Below are 16,675 nucleotides of genomic sequence, written 5' to 3' on the forward strand. Positions count from 1 at the left end.
TTTAAAAAATGCTTAAATAATCTGGTAATTGTCAACAGAATAGGGTCCCTTTTAGTATCCGCGTACGTTTTTGCCTTCCATATAATTAATAAACGCTTTATTAACTACACGGTTGCCGCCGGGAGTAGGATAATTTCCAGTAAAATACCAGTCGCCTGTATTGGTTGGGCACGCCTTGTGAAGTGATTCAATGGTTTGAAATATCACCTGCACAGGCAAGGTAAGGCCTTTTGGAGTAATTAATTCTGCAATTTTATCGGAAATCTGTTCGGTTGTAAATGGTTTATATACCTGTTTTACTACATTTTCGGTATGCAATTGACCCATACGCTGCAATTCTTTGCACTTCTCATACAATTCCTGTAAACAGGCTTCTTTGCCGTTTTCTTTCATCAGCTCAATAGCCGCTTTGAAAGCAATAAAATCACCCAGTTTGCTCATGTCGATACCATAGCAATCGGGATAGCGGATCTGCGGAGCACTCGAAACCACAATGATCTTCTTAGGTTCAAGCCTCGCCAGCATACGCACAATGCTTTCTTTAAGGGTAGTACCGCGTACAATGGAGTCGTCGATCACCACCAGGGTATCGGCGCCTTTTTCGACCGTACCGTAAGTTACGTCATAAACGTGTTGCACCATTTCATTACGGCTTACATCTTCCGTAATAAATGTGCGCATCTTAACGTCTTTTATAGCAATTTTCTCAATACGTATTTTACGATTGATCATCTCCGACAGCTTCTCTTCGGTAATATCTTTTCCCCACGATAAAATTCGTTGAATTTTTACCTTCTTTAAATAATCGTCGAGGCCCTTCCACAAACCATAAAAAGCTACTTCGGCCGTATTGGGTATAAAAGAAAAAATGGTATTCTTAAGATCGTAATCTACCGCACTCAATATCTGGTCGCTGAGGTTGTAACCAAGCGCAATTCGCTCGCGATATATCTTTTCGTCGCTGCCTCTTGAAAAATAAATACGTTCAAAGCTGCAGGCCCGGCGTTCTTTGGGCTCCACTACTTTATCTATTATGATCGATCCATCGGCTTTTGCTATCAGGGTCATACCCGGCATCAGCTCCTTCACTTCGTTTTCTCCTACATTAAACACCGTGCGAATGGCCGACCGCTCAGAAGCAGCTACAATTATATCCTCATTTATATAATAATAAGCAGGGCGAATGCCATTGGCATCGCGAAAAACAAAGGAGTCGCCATTGCCCAGCAGACCACCAACAGTAAAACCGCCATCGAACAAAGGCACTGCTTTTCGCAATACCCCAAGCACATCCACATCGCCGGGCGATTCTTCATCATATTTCACCAAAAAATGATGGATCACTTCCATCATAGCGGCCAGATCGCTTTGCTTCTGGAACTCGCCGGGTTCAATATTAATGAGGTCGAATAATTCGTCGGTATTAACCAGGTTAAAATTACCGGCCAGGGCCATGTTGCGGGCCGGGATGGTATGCCGTTTTATAAAAGGATGGCAAAATTCAGCATTGTTCTTTCCCTGTGTGCCATAGCGCAGGTGACCGAGCAATAATTCGCCTAAATACGAAATGTGCCCTTTCATGAGGCCGGGATGCTTCATTACATCGGGCTGGTATTTTTCCAGCTCCTTTACTTCCTGATTTATTTGTCGGAAAATATCGGCAATTGGCTGCGGAGCACTGCTGCGAATGCGTTGTAAAAAGGGATAACCAGGTTCAACATTCAGTTTTACAGCTGCTACACCAGCGCCATCCTGGCCCCGGTTGTGCTGCTTTTCCATGAGCAGGTACAGTTTATTAAGGCCCCACATTACTGTACCGTATTGTTGCAAATAGTAGGAGAACGGCTTCCGTAACCTGATGAATGCCAATCCGCATTCATGTTTTATTGCATCACTCATGAATAGCTCCTGGGTTGAAAAAGAAAGCGCAAAGTTACAGCGAAAAAAGTTACAAAGAAGATAAAGAGTAGAAGTGGGGAGAAGAAAATAAAAAAAACCCCCAGTCTTCATAGGTATTGGGGGTTGTTCCTCTTTAGGACATTGGATCAATATCTGCGCCGGTTTAGTTTTTAGTTAAACGGGCATTGGACGGTTCGGTTTTCATCAGGATTTGGACCTTTGGACGTTGGATTTTGTTGCTTCCATTGGATATTGGTACTGCTAAATTCCTACATTTTCTGAAAGAAATCATAAATCTTTCAGTGTATTTCTGACACTTAATGAATTTTTTCAGCCGGAACTAATGGTTTACACGTATATGACCATCTAAATGACCCCCATTTGGCCACTATGAAACCACTTATTTTCCGGTTTTTGCATATGTTGCCGCCAAAAATTCTACATATACTTTTTGCATATGTAAGTAAAAAACCAACTAACTGTGCATGGTACCTGCTAAATGCTGGTGGCAACGTTGTTGATAAAGTTCACCAGCGAAGCTGAATTTTTTAGCTTCAGTTTTTTCAGAATATTATGCCGGTGCACCTCTACAGTTTTGAGCGAAATATTAAGGGTACCCGCAATTTCTTTCGACGACTGGCCTTCTTTAATAAGGTTAATGATCTGAATTTCGCGCTCGGTTAATGCGTTTACATTCGGCACATCTTTATTTTCTTCAAGCACCAGTTCAGAAATATTATTTTTTATTTCATCGCAAATGTATTTGTTACCGTTATGCACCTCCATGATGGCAGTAATCATTTCTTCTTTGGATGAGTTTTTGGTAACATAGCCGCGGGCGCCTATCTGCAGCATTTTTTTCGCATATGCGGGCTGCGAGTGCATTGAAATACCAATAATGCGCGATGCCGGAGAAACTTTTCTGATTTTTTCGGTGGCTTCAAAGCCCGAAATAGGCAGCATGTTAATATCCATGAGCACTATTTGCGGTTTTTTGTTTTTAGCCATTTCAACCGCCTGCTCCGAATCGCCGCACTCGGCCACTACGGTAAACCGGGGGTCATTATTCAGAATGAAGCTCCAGGTTTCACGTATCAGTTTGTGATCATCAGCAATTAATACACTTATTTTTTCCATAACCAAACGGGGGATTTTAAATATTTGAAATAGGAACGTTTATTTTTAGCTTACAGCCCTGTTCCAAAGCCGTAACAATATTTACACTGCCATTAAATAACTGCACGCGACTTGTTATATTGGATAAACCAACGCCTTTTTTTAACCGAATATTTTCCAGTTCAAACCCTTTGCCATCATCGCTTATGGTAAGGTCAACAACATGGCCTTCGGCATCGGCTATTAATTCAATCACCAGGTTATTCGCCGCCGCATGTTTGAGCACGTTATTAACCTGCTCCTGAATGATGCGAAAGAGCATCAGCTTTCTTTTTTCATCCAGCAAATCGTCAACCGATCCTGTATAATAAAATTCAACATGTAATTTTTTGGTAGCTTTTATATTTTCAACCAGGTCCTGAATTGAATCTACCAGGCCGAGGTCGCCAACGCTGGGTGGTACCAGTGAACGGGAAATAGTACGAATTTCATTAATAGCATCTGAAATATTACGGGTGCACCGGCTGATGAGGTCGAGTCGGCTGTCATCATCGGTTTGCGCCAGTTCGAGGTACAATTTGGCGGTCGACAAAATCTGGTTTACATTGTCGTGAAGCTCCTTGCCAATTTCGGCCCGTTCTTTTTCCTGTGCATTTACCACTGCCTGTGCAATCAGTTTTTGTTTGTCGACCTCCTGTTTCAGCAGCTTTTTTTCAAGTTCCTTTTTATCGGTGATATCCTGCATCGAGCCCACCATACGGGCAATTTTTCCGGTATGGTCGTAAATCAAAAAGCCGCGGTCGTACACCAATGTATATTCACCATCGGGCTTTCTGAAACGGTATTCATCTTCCCAAATTTGTGAGGTGTTACCGTTTATAAACTTATCCAACCCCGATATTACCCGTTCCCGGTCTTCGGGGTGAATGCAGTTTTCCCAAAAGTTCGATGAGTTATCGATATAACCGGGCTTAAAGCCAAACAGGGTGTAAATGCCTTCGCCCCAGTACAGCGTATTGGTATTTACATCCCAGTCCCAGATAGCATCATTGGTAGCTTTTGTTACCAATAAATACCTTTCGTTGCTTAGCCTGATCTTCGACTCGGCGATTTTGTTTTCGATAATGATCCTCAGCAAACTGCTTACACGCTCAAATAAATTCAGTTCTTTTTCGGTAGGTACGGCGCAAAAACGGCGATACACGGCAATGGTTGCCAGCACATCGTTCGTTGCATTAATAATAGGGAACGACCAACATGATTTTAACCCATAGGGTAATGCGAGGTGTTTATAATCGGCCCACAGGGGGTCTGTTTCAATATCGGTTGTAATTATTCTTTCTTTCAGATATGCAGCCGTACCACACGAACCTACCACCGGACCAATTTTGGTACCATTAATGGAGGCTGCATACTCTGCCGGCAGGCTGGGGGCCGACAAATGTTGAATGGTTAATTTATCGTCGCTCAGAATAATTACCGAACACAATGTTTCGGGAAAAGTTCGTTCGAGCCCTTCAAGAAAAAAGTCAACGGTTGCTTTTAATGACGAAGCAGGCCGCGCATTCACTTTCAGTACTTCTTTCTCAAGTTCTACCAGACTTTCCTGCTTTTTACGTTCGGTTATATCGCGGAAATAAATAAATGCCCCCTGCGAAAACGGGTATATACTGGTTTCGAGCCAGCGGTTATATACCGGAATATAATGTTCAAAATTGGCTGAGGTGCCGTTATTGATTGCTTCAATGTAATGATGGTATTCGTCGGTTGCGCCTAAATTGGGGAATACCTGTTTTACGCTCAGCCCGATTACATTTTTTGCTTGCAACCCGGTTATGCGCTCAACGGCATGGTTCCACAAAATAATGTGCAGGGTTTTATCTACTGCAATAAATCCATCGGTTATGCTGGCTAATATATTCGTAATACGTTCAGAATATTCGCTAAGTTGCTGCTGGCTGCGCTTCAGCTCAATTTGCGCCGCCTTTTTTTGTGTAATATCAACAAACGACGATACTACAGCATCGGGGTGTATGCGCTGCTGTGTATAATAAACCGGCTCGGTGTTCATTGATATCCAAACCAGCGTACCATCTGAACGCTGAAAGCCAAGTGTTACATTTTGCAGCGAATTACCTGTTTTAAGTGTTATCAGCGAAGGATGCTGATCGGTAGCCAGGGGCGTTCCATCTTCATAAATACACAGGTTTTCGGTTCCGCAGGCAGTTCTGCCGATCAATATGCTGGCCGGTATGCCCAATATAATTTCTGCACTATGGTTACAGGTTATGATCTCGCCGTTTTTATCGTGCATCATAATGCCTTCGCCCAGGGCATGTACTACCGAGCGATATCTTTCTTCATTAATACGTAAGGCTTCCTGCGATTGCCGCGCCTCGGTGATATCGCGGTAAATACCTGCGAGCCCTATGCGCGTACCGCGCTCATTTTTTACAAACGACAGGGAGCAATACAGGTAAATACGTTTTGCATCGTGGCGGTTGTACCAGGCTTGTCCTTCCCAGTTGCCTGTTTCGTGCAGTTGTTTTAATGCATCTTCCCAGGTATTGGAAACATAGGTGAGATCGATAAAATCGGTTAACCGTTTTCCAACTATTTCATTGCGCTGAATGCCGTATATGGTTTCAGCCGCTTTATTAAATGATATTACTGTAAAATCAAGGTCGGTTGATATAATGCCTTCCGAAACATCTTCCATCACCTGAACCTGAAAGCGGATCTTTTCTTCGGCCAGCTTACGATCGTGTATATCTACTATGGAGCCGATATATCCTACAAAGGTGCCATCTTCCAAAAAGCGGGGGGCGCCGTGGTCGAGCACCCAGCGGTATTCGCCTTCTTTATTTTTAAGCCGGTACTCCAATACAACGGATTCCCTGAACTTAAAATACTTTTTATATTTTTCGATGGCTACCGGTATATCGGCGGGGTAAATGATCTTTTCCCATCCATCGCCTTTAACATCATTAATAGTTACACCGGTAAATTGTTCAAAACATTTATTTACGTATATCGTATTATCTATTTCATCCGACACCCAAATCATTACGGGGGCGGCATCGGCAAACTGCCTGAAGCGATCTTCACTTTCGCGAATCGCCTGTTCGGCCTGCCTTCGTTCGGTAATATCTTTATTAACGGCAATAATATCGGTAATGCGGTTATACTTATTTTTTAACAGCGAAACCGACGACCAGAAAACGATCTTTTTCTTATCTGATGGCCGAATAAAAAAGGCTTCTCCTGACCATGTGCCGTTTTCATACAATTCGTGCAACAGTTTTTCGGATGTGGTGTTCTGGTAGTTAAGCTCAATAAATCCGTCGAGCATATGGCCCATAATATCGGCGGCCTTTATACCGAATAATTTTTCTGCTGCGTGGTTCCAGCTTCTGATACGAAAATCGGCGTCGGAAGAAACTACAGCATCAAATACATTCTCAAGCACACTGGCCTGGTACCGGTTGGCTTTTTCGGCCATGCGTTGCTGTGTGATTTCGTTTTGGGTGGTCCAAACCCGCAACAGCCTGTTGTTTTCAACAACACCTACGAGGTTATTGAGAAAATATCGTTGGTTGCCTTCGTGATCGATGTGCATCGATAACCGGCGATACAGCTTATATCCCTGCTGAATAAACTCACGTACAATTTGATTGGTAACCGGCTCATTGCTATCAAAAAAAACGGATATCTTTTTGCCGGTTAAGGCTGCGGCATTTTTATAGCCGTAAAAATGCGCCATCTGATCGTTACATTCTGCCATATAGCCTTCGAACAATTGTTGCAGCTGTTCGTCTTCGCTATCGTGAATATTGATCGGCTTTTGTAATTCGCACCGCCATATAATTTCAGAGCTTTGCTGTACAAATACCTGGTACCGTTCAATTACATCTTTCAGCTCCTGATGTGCATTTTTTAACTGAATGCTTTTTTGTTCAATGGCCAGCTCTACCTTTTTCTTTTCCGAAATGTCGGTGATGCGCTGGGCAAGCCCTTTGGGCGATCCATCGGCATGAAAAAGGGGAGATATTTTTGAATTAAACCACCTTATTTCATCATCGGCAGCTATAAAAAAATCGCGGTATTCAATTTCGTTTTTATGCAACAATGCCTGCTGCAGGTCTTCGGTAAACAATTGGGCAATGTAGGGTTCGCCGGCAAATACCTGTTGTGGTGTTTTGCCTAAAAATTCAGCAGGCAATATTTTAAGCAATGTGCTGTTATGGCACCATACTTTTTTAAACCTGAACTGCTCATCATACTCAAAAACTATATCATCGAGCGAGGATACAATGAGATCAAGTTCTTCGCTTTTTGCTTTCAGCTCGGTTTCAAACTGGTTTTTGTCGGTAACATCGCGGCCTGCAAGCAATATTAAATGATCATCCTGCAAATGGGTAACCGACCACAACAGCCATTTTACCTTCCCCTTTTGGTAATATCTTGCTTCAAACTGTTTTCCGTTATTTAAGATATTATCAATATCAGGTATCGAAGGCCTGTCGCCGGTATGAACAAAATCAATAAATAATTTGCCGTGCAATACTTCTTCACCTTCGCCCAGCAGCTCAGTAAAAGCCTGGTTTACTTTTTTGAATATGCCCGAAGCATCAACAAGGCATACGGGATCGCCCGATCTGCGGAAAAATTTTTCGAACAGGTTAAAGGCGTCGCCTGTATTTGCCTGAGCTTTAACATCAACAGCCTTCCACTCTAATATGGCTGCTTTTTTATTACTCTTCTTTTTATGTTTGATTTTAAAAACAACGGTGTGGCCGGGGCTGCCTTTAAGATGCAATGGAACCAGTGAGCCATCTTCGATACCATTATTTAGTATGGAAGAAATTTTGGCTTTATGGCCGGCATCAATAATTTTTTTTATAGAATTTCCAGGGAGTTCTTTTTGCTGTTTACCTAAAAACAAAAGAAGTGAGGGGGAGGCAGACAGAATGATACCCGCGTTATCAGTTTGCAGGCGGAGGGCGCTAAAATCAGGACCTACATCAGGAATGGATTTCTTTGACTGTTTAAGCATACAGCTTTTGAAAGTATTACATGATAATTATAAGGCTCTATTTACATGTAAATACTTATACAAAGTACTACAAAGCTGGTTTATAAAAACATAATATCATACGTTTTCTGGGTTATTTAAGGGTTTTCTCTTACTTTTTTCTGGCTGATTACCGCATATACAGGTGAGATAGTAACTATGGGTATATATAACACTTTATCAATGGGTTGGCCATAAAAGCAAACCGTGCCACAGCTTTGAGCCGTGGCACGGTTAAAAAAAGGCACCGGTTTGGTATATCCGGTGCCTTTTTATAAATGATATTTCGACTTCGCTCAATGAAAAATCCCTTCGACCCGCCAGGTGGTCGGGCAGGCTTCGCTCAGGGCTACTTGCCGGGGGCCGAAGCATACTGCATCCAGTTATGCAGGGTGCTGCAGTTTTTGAACTCCTCGTCGATCATAATGTAATACGAAGGAATTTTAGAAGCGAACCAGGTTTCAAGCGAGCGTTGCTTTTTTATTTCTATGGCTTCTTTGGCCAAACGGTCGTAATCGTCTTTTATATTTTCACGGTGTGGCGTAGTGCGTGTTTTAAGATAAACGATCCTTACGCCTTTTTTGCCTCTTTCATCGGTGAACGGAGTAGGTTTCGAATACTCACCTGCCTTCAGGTTGGTTTTTGCCAGTAATTCAACCATGTCTTTATCTAACTGGCCCAACTCCATTAATGTACCTGTTTGTCCCTGTCTTATACCACCGGTGAATTTTGAATTGTCGTCTTCGCTGTATCTGTTCACTGCTTCACCAAAGGTTATGGTACCTGCAATTAATCTGGCGCGAACAGAATCTAATTTATTGATGGCTTCGTTGATTTCGTCGTCGGTAACTTTCGGAATACGTAATATATGGCGCACGACGGCATCGTCACCAGCCCGGCTTACCATTTGAAGAATATGGTATCCGAATTTCGATTTAAATACCGGGGAAATCTGTCCTTCTTTAAGCCTGAAAGCATTGTTCAAAAAGGCGGGGTCCCAGCTTTTTTCGGAACGGTTTATGGAATATTGTCCGCCGTTTTCCTTACTGCCGGGGTCATCGGTATACAACCTTGCCAGCGTTTCAAATTTCTGCTGGCCCGATTCAACCTGCTTTTTAAAATCATTCAGTTCGTCGATGGTTAATTTTTCGAGGTCACGGCTTGCTTTTGGAAAAACAATTATTTCGCCTATTTCAACCATCGATTCGTAAAAGGGTAAGTTATTCTGATCTTTCTTTGAAAAATAGTCTTTTACTTCCTGCGGGGTAATCTTAACACCTTCTACTATTTTATCGCGCATGCGTTCGGCCAGTTTCCTTTCTCTAAAAGTTTGGCGAAAATCTTCTTTGATCTGGTAAACGGTTCTGCCAGCGATCTCTTCGAGGGCTTCCTTGGAACCGTACATATTTATAAAACCGCGGATCTGATTATCGAGCAGGGCGTCTATTTCATCATCGCCTACCTGAATGGAGTCTTTCTCGGCCTGCAGCACCAATGCTTTCAGGGTAAGAATTTGTTCCATGATAGAACAATTGGCGTTTTCGGGTATTTGTTCCCCGCGCCGCTGCCGGTCGAGTATATCGTTATATACATCTGATTTCAGAATAATTTTATCGCCCACAATGCCAACTATTTTGTCGGCCACCACCTTGCGGGGAGCCTGGGCAAAAGCTATTGTACCTAACAATAAGGCTGAAAGGAAAGTAAAAACAGATTTCATCTTACAGTTTTTGAAGAGATAAGGCGAATTTAGTGGTTACCCCAATGATTATACAGTGGAGGTAAGGTTATTTAACAAAAGAATAAGCTGATAAGGCACAAGATTCAAGATACAAGGCTCAAGGTCCTGGAACCAGGGCATAAGAAAGAAAAAAGGCACAGGAAACAAGGGAAAGCCCGAAACTCAGGACTTGTACCTTGTAACCTGTGCCTTGTACCTTTATAATGTTCGTTTTACTTCTTCCAATTCAAAGGCTTCGATGATGTCGCCTACCTTAATATCATTAAAGTTTTTAACGGTTAAACCGCATTCCATACCCGAAACAACGTCTTTCACATCGTCTTTGAAACGCTTTAATGACTGCAGTTCAGCACTTTGACCTTCACCTTTGGGATATTCAACGATACCGTCGCGAATTACGCGGATCTTCGAGTTACGCTGAATTTTTCCATCCAGTACATAACATCCGGCAACGGTTGCTTTATCGAATTTGAATACATTGCGCACTTCAACATTGGCCACGATCTTTTCAGTGATCTTCGGCTCCAACATACCTTCCATCGCGCTCTTGATTTCTTCGATGGCATTGTAGATGATGGAGTACAGTTTAATTTCCACTCCTTCATTTTCGGCCAGTTTGTTAGCCTGTGCCGAAGGCCGTACGTTAAATCCTAATACAATGGCGTCGGATGCGGTAGCCAGCATAACATCGCTTTCGCTGATGGCACCCACTGCCTTATGTACAACCGATACTACAATTTCTTCGGTACTTAACTTCTGCAATGAGTCGCTCAACGCTTCAACCGATCCATCCACGTCGCCCTTGATGATCAGGTTCAACTGTTTGAAGTTGCCCAATGCCAAACGACGGCCAATTTCATCGAGCGTGATATGCTTTTTGGTACGTATACCCTGTTCGCGTAAAATTTGTGCGCGGCGGTTGGCTACTTCTTTAGCTTCGGCTTCATCTTCGTATACCCGGAATTTTTCACCAGCCTGCGGGGCACCATTCAACCCTAATATCAGCACGGGTGTTGAAGGGGGCGCATCACCCACCGATTTGTTCCGTTCGTTGAACATGGCCTTGACACGGCCATAAAACTGACCGGATACAACCAGATCGCCTTTTTTCAGCGTTCCGTTCTGAACCAGTACGGTAGCCACATATCCACGTCCTTTATCGAGCGTAGCTTCTATAATAGTACCTGATGCTTCGCGATCGGCATTTGCTTTCAGATCGAGCAGTTCGGCTTCAAGCAAAATTTTCTCAAGCAACGAGTCTACATTCAATCCTTTTTTAGCACTTAATTGCTGGCTTTGGAATTTACCGCCCCATTCTTCAACCAGCAGGTTCATACCGGCCAGTTGTTCATAGATCTTTTGCGGATTGGCGCCTTCCTTGTCGATTTTGTTTATCGCAAAGATCATCGGAACGCCGGCAGCTTGTGCGTGGCTGATAGCTTCCTTAGTTTGCGGCATCACCGCATCATCGGCAGCAACAACAATTACAGCAATATCGGTAACCTTGGCACCACGGGCACGCATGGCAGTAAACGCTTCGTGACCCGGTGTATCGAGGAATGTTATTTTCTTACTATTCGGCAATGTTACCTCATAGGCACCAATGTGCTGGGTGATACCACCCGCTTCACCGGCCACCACGTTAGCGCTACGAATGTAGTCGAGCAACGAGGTTTTACCGTGGTCAACGTGACCCATGATGGTAACAATAGGCGCCCGGTGCGACAGATCTTCATCAGCATCTTCTTCGATCTCTTCCTCCATTTCCATCTGCTTTTCCATATCGATGAACTCTGCCTCAAATCCAAACTCACCGGCTACCAGTTCAATTACTTCGGCATCGAGACGCTGGTTGATACTCACCATCAGACCCAGGCTCATACACTTGCTGATAACTTCGGCAAAGCTTACGTCCATCAGATTGGCCAGTTCGCTTACGCTGATGAATTCCGTTACCTGCAGCTTATTGTCCTGCTGATCGCCGGCGCCCTGTTCGGCCATACCCTGACGTTTTTCATAACGTCGTTTGGCTTTGAGGTTCTTTCCGCGGCCACCGCCACCAGACAATTTAGCCTGTGTTTCGCGTATTTTATCCTGTATTTCTTTTTCGTTGATCTCTTTGGGCTCGCGCGATATATGGCGATTGCCTCCTGGCCGGTTCGGGCCACGATTACCACCACCTCTGAAATTACCGCCGCCGCCTTGCTGGTGACCGCCCTGGCGGTTACCCTGGCCCTGGCCGTGACCATGTTGCTGGCCACCCTGGCCTCCACGCTGATCGCCGGGTTCTCTTTTTTTGAAGAGATGTTGAGCCCGTTCCTGCGGCGTTTGCTGTTGATCTTTCTTTTCTATAGGAATACGCTTGCGCTTCCTTTTTTCCTCGTTGGGCTGCTTCGGTTTGGTGCGGGCTTCGTCGCCAACCGGTAGTTCAATTTTGCCCAGAATTTTCGGTCCCGTAAGTTTATCTGCTTTAATATTTTCAATGACCGGTTGCTGCGCTTCCTCTTTTTCCTCTTCCTTTTGTTTCGGAATTTCTTTTACCGGTGGCACAGCTTCCGGTTCTTTTTTCTTTTCAACTATTATAGGCTGAGCAGGTGGGGCCACTTCTTCTTTTGGCTTTTTCACCTTTTCCTCTGCCACGGGTGCGGATTCTTCTTTGGGCTTTTTCGGCTTTTCTTCCCGAACCGGCGGTTTTTCTTCTTTCGGTTGTTTAACCGGCTGTTGTTGTTCAGGTTCTTTTTTCTTTACAACAATAGGCGTTTTCTTTGGCCTGGTCGATGAATCAATAGCCGAAAGATCGATTTTGTCTAATACTTTAGGCCCTTCAATTTCGGGCGTTTCGACCTTTGTTATTTCGGGTTGTTGCGGTTGAGGCTCAGGCTGAGGTTTTTCCTCGACTTTGGGCTCTTCTACAACTTTTTCTTCTTCTTTTACTTCTATTATCGGAACTACTTCCGGCGTTTCCGGAATTACCGGCGTTTCCGGCGTTTCAACAATTACAGGCGGTGGCGGAGGGGGCGGCGGTGGAGGAGCTACCTCAACAACTTCTTCTACTTTCTTTTCTTCAACAACCGGAGCCGGTTCCTGTTTTTTAACCACTTCTTTTTTCACAGCCACAGCAGCGGCAGCAGCATCTTCTTCTTTCTTTTTCTTTGCTTCCAAACTTCCCTTCGGCAGATCGATCTGGTCGCTTTTTAACTTGGCCACTTTATCACTCTGGAATTCCTGTTGCAAAGCGCGATACATATCCTCCGTCAGTTTAGACGTGGGTTTTAGATCGTCTTTGCTAAATCCCTTTCCTACCAAAAAGTCTACCAGCGTTTCCTTGCCGATGTTAAACTCTTTGGCTGCGGCCATTAATCTAAGTGTTGTTGTTTCTGCCATTCGTTATTGTAAGACAATTTTTTGTTTTGTTTGCTGTTTGGATAAGCAAATTACTCTTAAAAAGTCACATTGATCACATTTGTGACTACAGTCATAAAGTCAAAATAGTCATATTGTCCATAATAGTCATATAACAAAATCCTTTATATGACTTTTTGACTCATTTGACTTTTTTGGCATACCTAACCAGCATGACCTTGTCTTCGCCTATCCTTTTTCAAATTCTTCATTCAATATGCGGCGTACTTCATTGATGGTTTCTCTTTCAAGGTCGGTTCTTCTTTCCAGTTCTTCGGGTGTAAGATCCAGCACACTGCGCGCTGTATCACAACCGATGCGTTTAAACTCATCAATAACCCAGGTTTCAATTTCATCGCTGAATTCTTCCAGATCGATATCGAATTCCTGGGGTTCGCCTTCTGTATCGCGATAAACGTCGATACTAAATCCTGTTAATTCCTGTGCCAGCTTAATATTCACGCCTTTTTTACCGATTGCCAGCGACACCTGGTCGGGTTTCAGGTACACATTGGCCTGTTTTTTATCATTATCCAGCTCCATGCTGGTGATTTTGGCAGGTGTGAGCGAGCGCTGAATCAACAGCTGAATATTATTGGTCCAGTTAATTACGTCGATGTTTTCATTTTTCAGTTCGCGAACGATACCATGGATACGGCTACCTTTCATACCAACGCAGGCGCCTACGGGGTCGATACGATCGTCGTAGGATTCTACGGCTACCTTGGCTCTTTCGCCAGGTTCGCGCACTATTTTTTTAATAACAATTAAGCCATCAAATATTTCAGGCACCTCAATTTCAAGCAGTTTTGCAAGGAAAGAGGGAGAGGTACGGGATAAAATAATGACCGGAGAATTGTTTTTTAATTCTACTTTTTTAACAACGGCGCGGATATTTTCACCTTTCTTGAAATAGTCCTGCGGAATTTGCTCCGACTTTGGCAATATTAATTCATTCCCTTCTTCGTCGAGCAATAAAATTTCCTTTTTCCAAACCTGGTATACTTCAGCGCTGATAATTTCACCAATGCGATCGCCATATTTTTTAACCAGTACGTTCTTTTTAAGGTCGCTTATACGGCTTGCCAGGGTTTGTTTGGCGGCGAGAATGGCGCGACGGCCAAAATCGAGAATATTTATTTCTTCATATAATTCTTCCCCAACTTCAAAATCGGGTTCAATTTTTACGGCATCACTGTATGCAATTTCTGCCAGAGGGTCCATAACAGCTCCGTCTTCGACAATAGTACGACGGCGCATAATTTCCAGGTCACCTTTTTCGGCATTCACAATTACGTCAAAATTCTCATCACTGCCATATTTTTTACGCAGCAGGGTTTTGAAAACATCTTCCACCACTTTCATCATGGTAGGACGATCAATATTTTCCGCTTCCTTGAAGTCTGCGAAGGCCTCTATCAGGTTGATGCTTGCCATATGCTACATTTTTTTTTCCGTCCCGCAGGGCGGGAGCGAAAGCTATTAAAATACTGTTTGAATTTTTGTTGATTTTATTTGATCAAATAGAAAGTTATGCTGCAGCACTTCTTTCTTTTTATTTTTCCCTTTTGTTTCTTCTACCGTAATAGCCTGATCGGTTACTTCGAGCAGTTTACCGGTAACTTTTATACCGTCTTTCAATATCACTTCTACCATGCGGCCAATATTTTTTTTGTATTGCCTGAACAACTTGAGTGGTTCATCAACGCCGGGAGAGGATACCTCAAGCGAAAAATCTCCATTAGGGAACAGATTTTCCTCTTCAATTTTTTTGTATAAAGCCCGGTTCCAGGAGATGCACTTTTCAATAGTTACTCCCTGGTCACCATCCAAAAAAAGCTTTACGTTATTGGTGGGTTTTATCTTAATCTCAACCAGGAAGTAAGCCGGGTCATTAGCCAGCATATCCTGTAACATTTTTTCAATTGCCTGTACTGGTGTTTCCATGCTCTTACGGGAAATAAAGAAGGGAACGATTCCGTTCCCTTTCTAATCATCTTTTGCCTTAGCAAAGGTAAGGTAATTAGATAATTAATTCCAAAATACCTGTTGTTAATTTTGCAAGAAATAGTTTTAATACCCGAAGTCAGAACTAAGAAGTCGTCCCGATAGCTATCGGAACGAAGCAATTAATATGGCAGGGGGTAATGTATAAGATGGGGGAATTTTTGTTTGTACGCCTGGTCCGTTATGAACTTTTGGGGCGCTGCATTTGTTGATAGAATACGCATTGGATGTAGCATACCGGGGAAAGTTTATCGCTCTTTTTTCGGTTGTTGCACCACTGGTTAAAATTTGATTTTGTGCGCCTTAACAGTTTTTTTGGGGCGCCATTTGTACCTTTAGCTTTTATTGTATGATGTTAGCACGCATTTTATTATACATATTGCTGGCCTATTTCATTTTCAGGTTTGTATTTAATTTTCTGGCCCCGTTGGTAAAAGTTTCGTTAAGAATGCGCCGCCAGATGAAGGAATTTCAACGTCAAAACCAGCAGGGGCAGTATCAGCAAAACACCCCGAACGGTTCTAATAATAATACTACTACACAAAATAACGGCTCCGCTACCCAACCCAAAGCGGGGGAATACATTGATTTTGAGGAAGTAAAGGACTGAAAATAATGAATATCGAATGAAAAATATCGAATATCGAATTTTAAATGTCGAAGGCTGAAGTAACCCCTGAAGGTTGTTTTTACTTCTACATTCAATATTCGTTATTCATTATTCAATATTTATTTCAGAGGTCTACATCCAAAACAGTTTTACCATCTGTCAGATGCAGAGCCTGTAAACCAGCCTGGCGTGCGCCTTCAACATTTACAAGGGCATCGTCGATAAACAGGGTGGTCGAAGCATCTATCTTACAATCCTGAATTACATATTTAAAGGCGGCTACGTCGGGTTTTCGCTGGTTGATGATATGCGAATAATATGCCTTTTCGAAATGGTCGTCGAGCAAATTGCCATATACCGTTTGATAACTTTTTTGAAAATACTGCAGGTGAATGGCGTTGGTATTGCTGAATAAAAACAGGCGGTATCGGGTTTTTAACCGGTTTAAAAAATGCACCCTTTCCTGCGGAAAATCGAGCAACATCATATTCCAGGCATCAATAATTTGCTGATGCGTAGTACCCGGGTGCGCCAGCTCGCGTGCTTTTTCAACAAATTCCTCATCGGTTATTGTTCCTGTTTCGTACTGTTTAAAAAAGGAAGCTGCATGGCCTATGCGAAAAAGGTCATCAATTTGGGTAAGCCCCAGTTTGATGAACTCGTTTCGGGTACGTTGCATATCGAGGTTCAGTAAAACCCCGCCCAGGTCGAATATGATATTTTGTACGGATGGCATGCCGCAAAATTAGTCTGAAAGACCGAAAGTCAGAAAGTCAGAAAGAATCAGGCCGCCAACTGTATATTCTTCCGGACTTTTCGTCTTTCG

Annotated in this window: 9 protein-coding genes; 1 reads left to right on the plus strand and 8 read right to left on the minus strand. The window is 43.2% G+C overall.

What is annotated here, in order from left to right:
- Window positions 1-51: 51 nt before the first annotated feature.
- The 7 genes from AC59IL_RS09560 to AC59IL_RS09590 all read right to left on the minus strand — a co-directional run bounded on the left by AC59IL_RS09560 (window position 52) and on the right by AC59IL_RS09590 (window position 15,179).
- On the minus strand, window positions 52-1,899 hold the full coding sequence (locus tag AC59IL_RS09560; protein WP_496551889.1) for an amidophosphoribosyltransferase: 1,848 nt from the start codon (window positions 1,897-1,899) through the stop codon (window positions 52-54).
- A gap of 495 nt (window positions 1,900-2,394) precedes the next feature.
- Window positions 2,395-3,036 carry a response regulator gene (locus AC59IL_RS09565; protein WP_496551890.1) on the minus strand — a complete coding sequence of 214 codons (642 nt, stop codon included), beginning with the start codon at window positions 3,034-3,036 and terminating at the stop codon, window positions 2,395-2,397.
- A 16-nt stretch (window positions 3,037-3,052) separates the two neighbouring features.
- Window positions 3,053-8,071, minus strand: a complete 5,019-nt coding sequence (locus tag AC59IL_RS09570; RefSeq protein ID WP_496551891.1) for a PAS domain S-box protein — start codon at window positions 8,069-8,071, stop codon at window positions 3,053-3,055.
- A gap of 367 nt (window positions 8,072-8,438) precedes the next feature.
- Window positions 8,439-9,809 (minus strand): peptidylprolyl isomerase, encoded by a 1,371-nt coding sequence (locus AC59IL_RS09575; protein ID WP_496551892.1) that lies wholly within the window; start codon window positions 9,807-9,809, stop codon window positions 8,439-8,441.
- Between the two features lie 219 nt (window positions 9,810-10,028).
- A complete protein-coding gene (gene infB, locus AC59IL_RS09580; protein ID WP_496551893.1) occupies window positions 10,029-13,214 on the minus strand; it encodes a translation initiation factor IF-2 in 3,186 nt (1,061 codons plus the stop codon).
- A 207-nt stretch (window positions 13,215-13,421) separates the two neighbouring features.
- Complete coding sequence (gene nusA, locus AC59IL_RS09585) at window positions 13,422-14,669, minus strand: transcription termination factor NusA (RefSeq protein WP_496551894.1); 1,248 nt, start codon at window positions 14,667-14,669, stop codon at window positions 13,422-13,424.
- A 45-nt stretch (window positions 14,670-14,714) separates the two neighbouring features.
- On the minus strand, window positions 14,715-15,179 hold the full coding sequence (locus AC59IL_RS09590) for an LSm family protein (protein ID WP_496551895.1): 465 nt from the start codon (window positions 15,177-15,179) through the stop codon (window positions 14,715-14,717).
- 409 nt (window positions 15,180-15,588) lie between these two features.
- On the opposite strand from AC59IL_RS09590, the gene AC59IL_RS09595 reads away from it, so the two are divergent.
- Entirely contained in the window at window positions 15,589-15,849 is a 261-nt protein-coding gene (locus AC59IL_RS09595) for a DUF4834 family protein (protein ID WP_496551896.1), read from the plus strand.
- A 124-nt stretch (window positions 15,850-15,973) separates the two neighbouring features.
- On the opposite strand, the gene AC59IL_RS09600 is transcribed toward AC59IL_RS09595, so the two are convergent.
- Window positions 15,974-16,585 carry an HAD family hydrolase gene (locus AC59IL_RS09600; RefSeq protein ID WP_496551897.1) on the minus strand — a complete coding sequence of 204 codons (612 nt, stop codon included), beginning with the start codon at window positions 16,583-16,585 and terminating at the stop codon, window positions 15,974-15,976.
- Window positions 16,586-16,675: the final 90 nt, after the last annotated feature.

Source organism: Niastella sp. sgz303648, assembly GCF_059587045.1.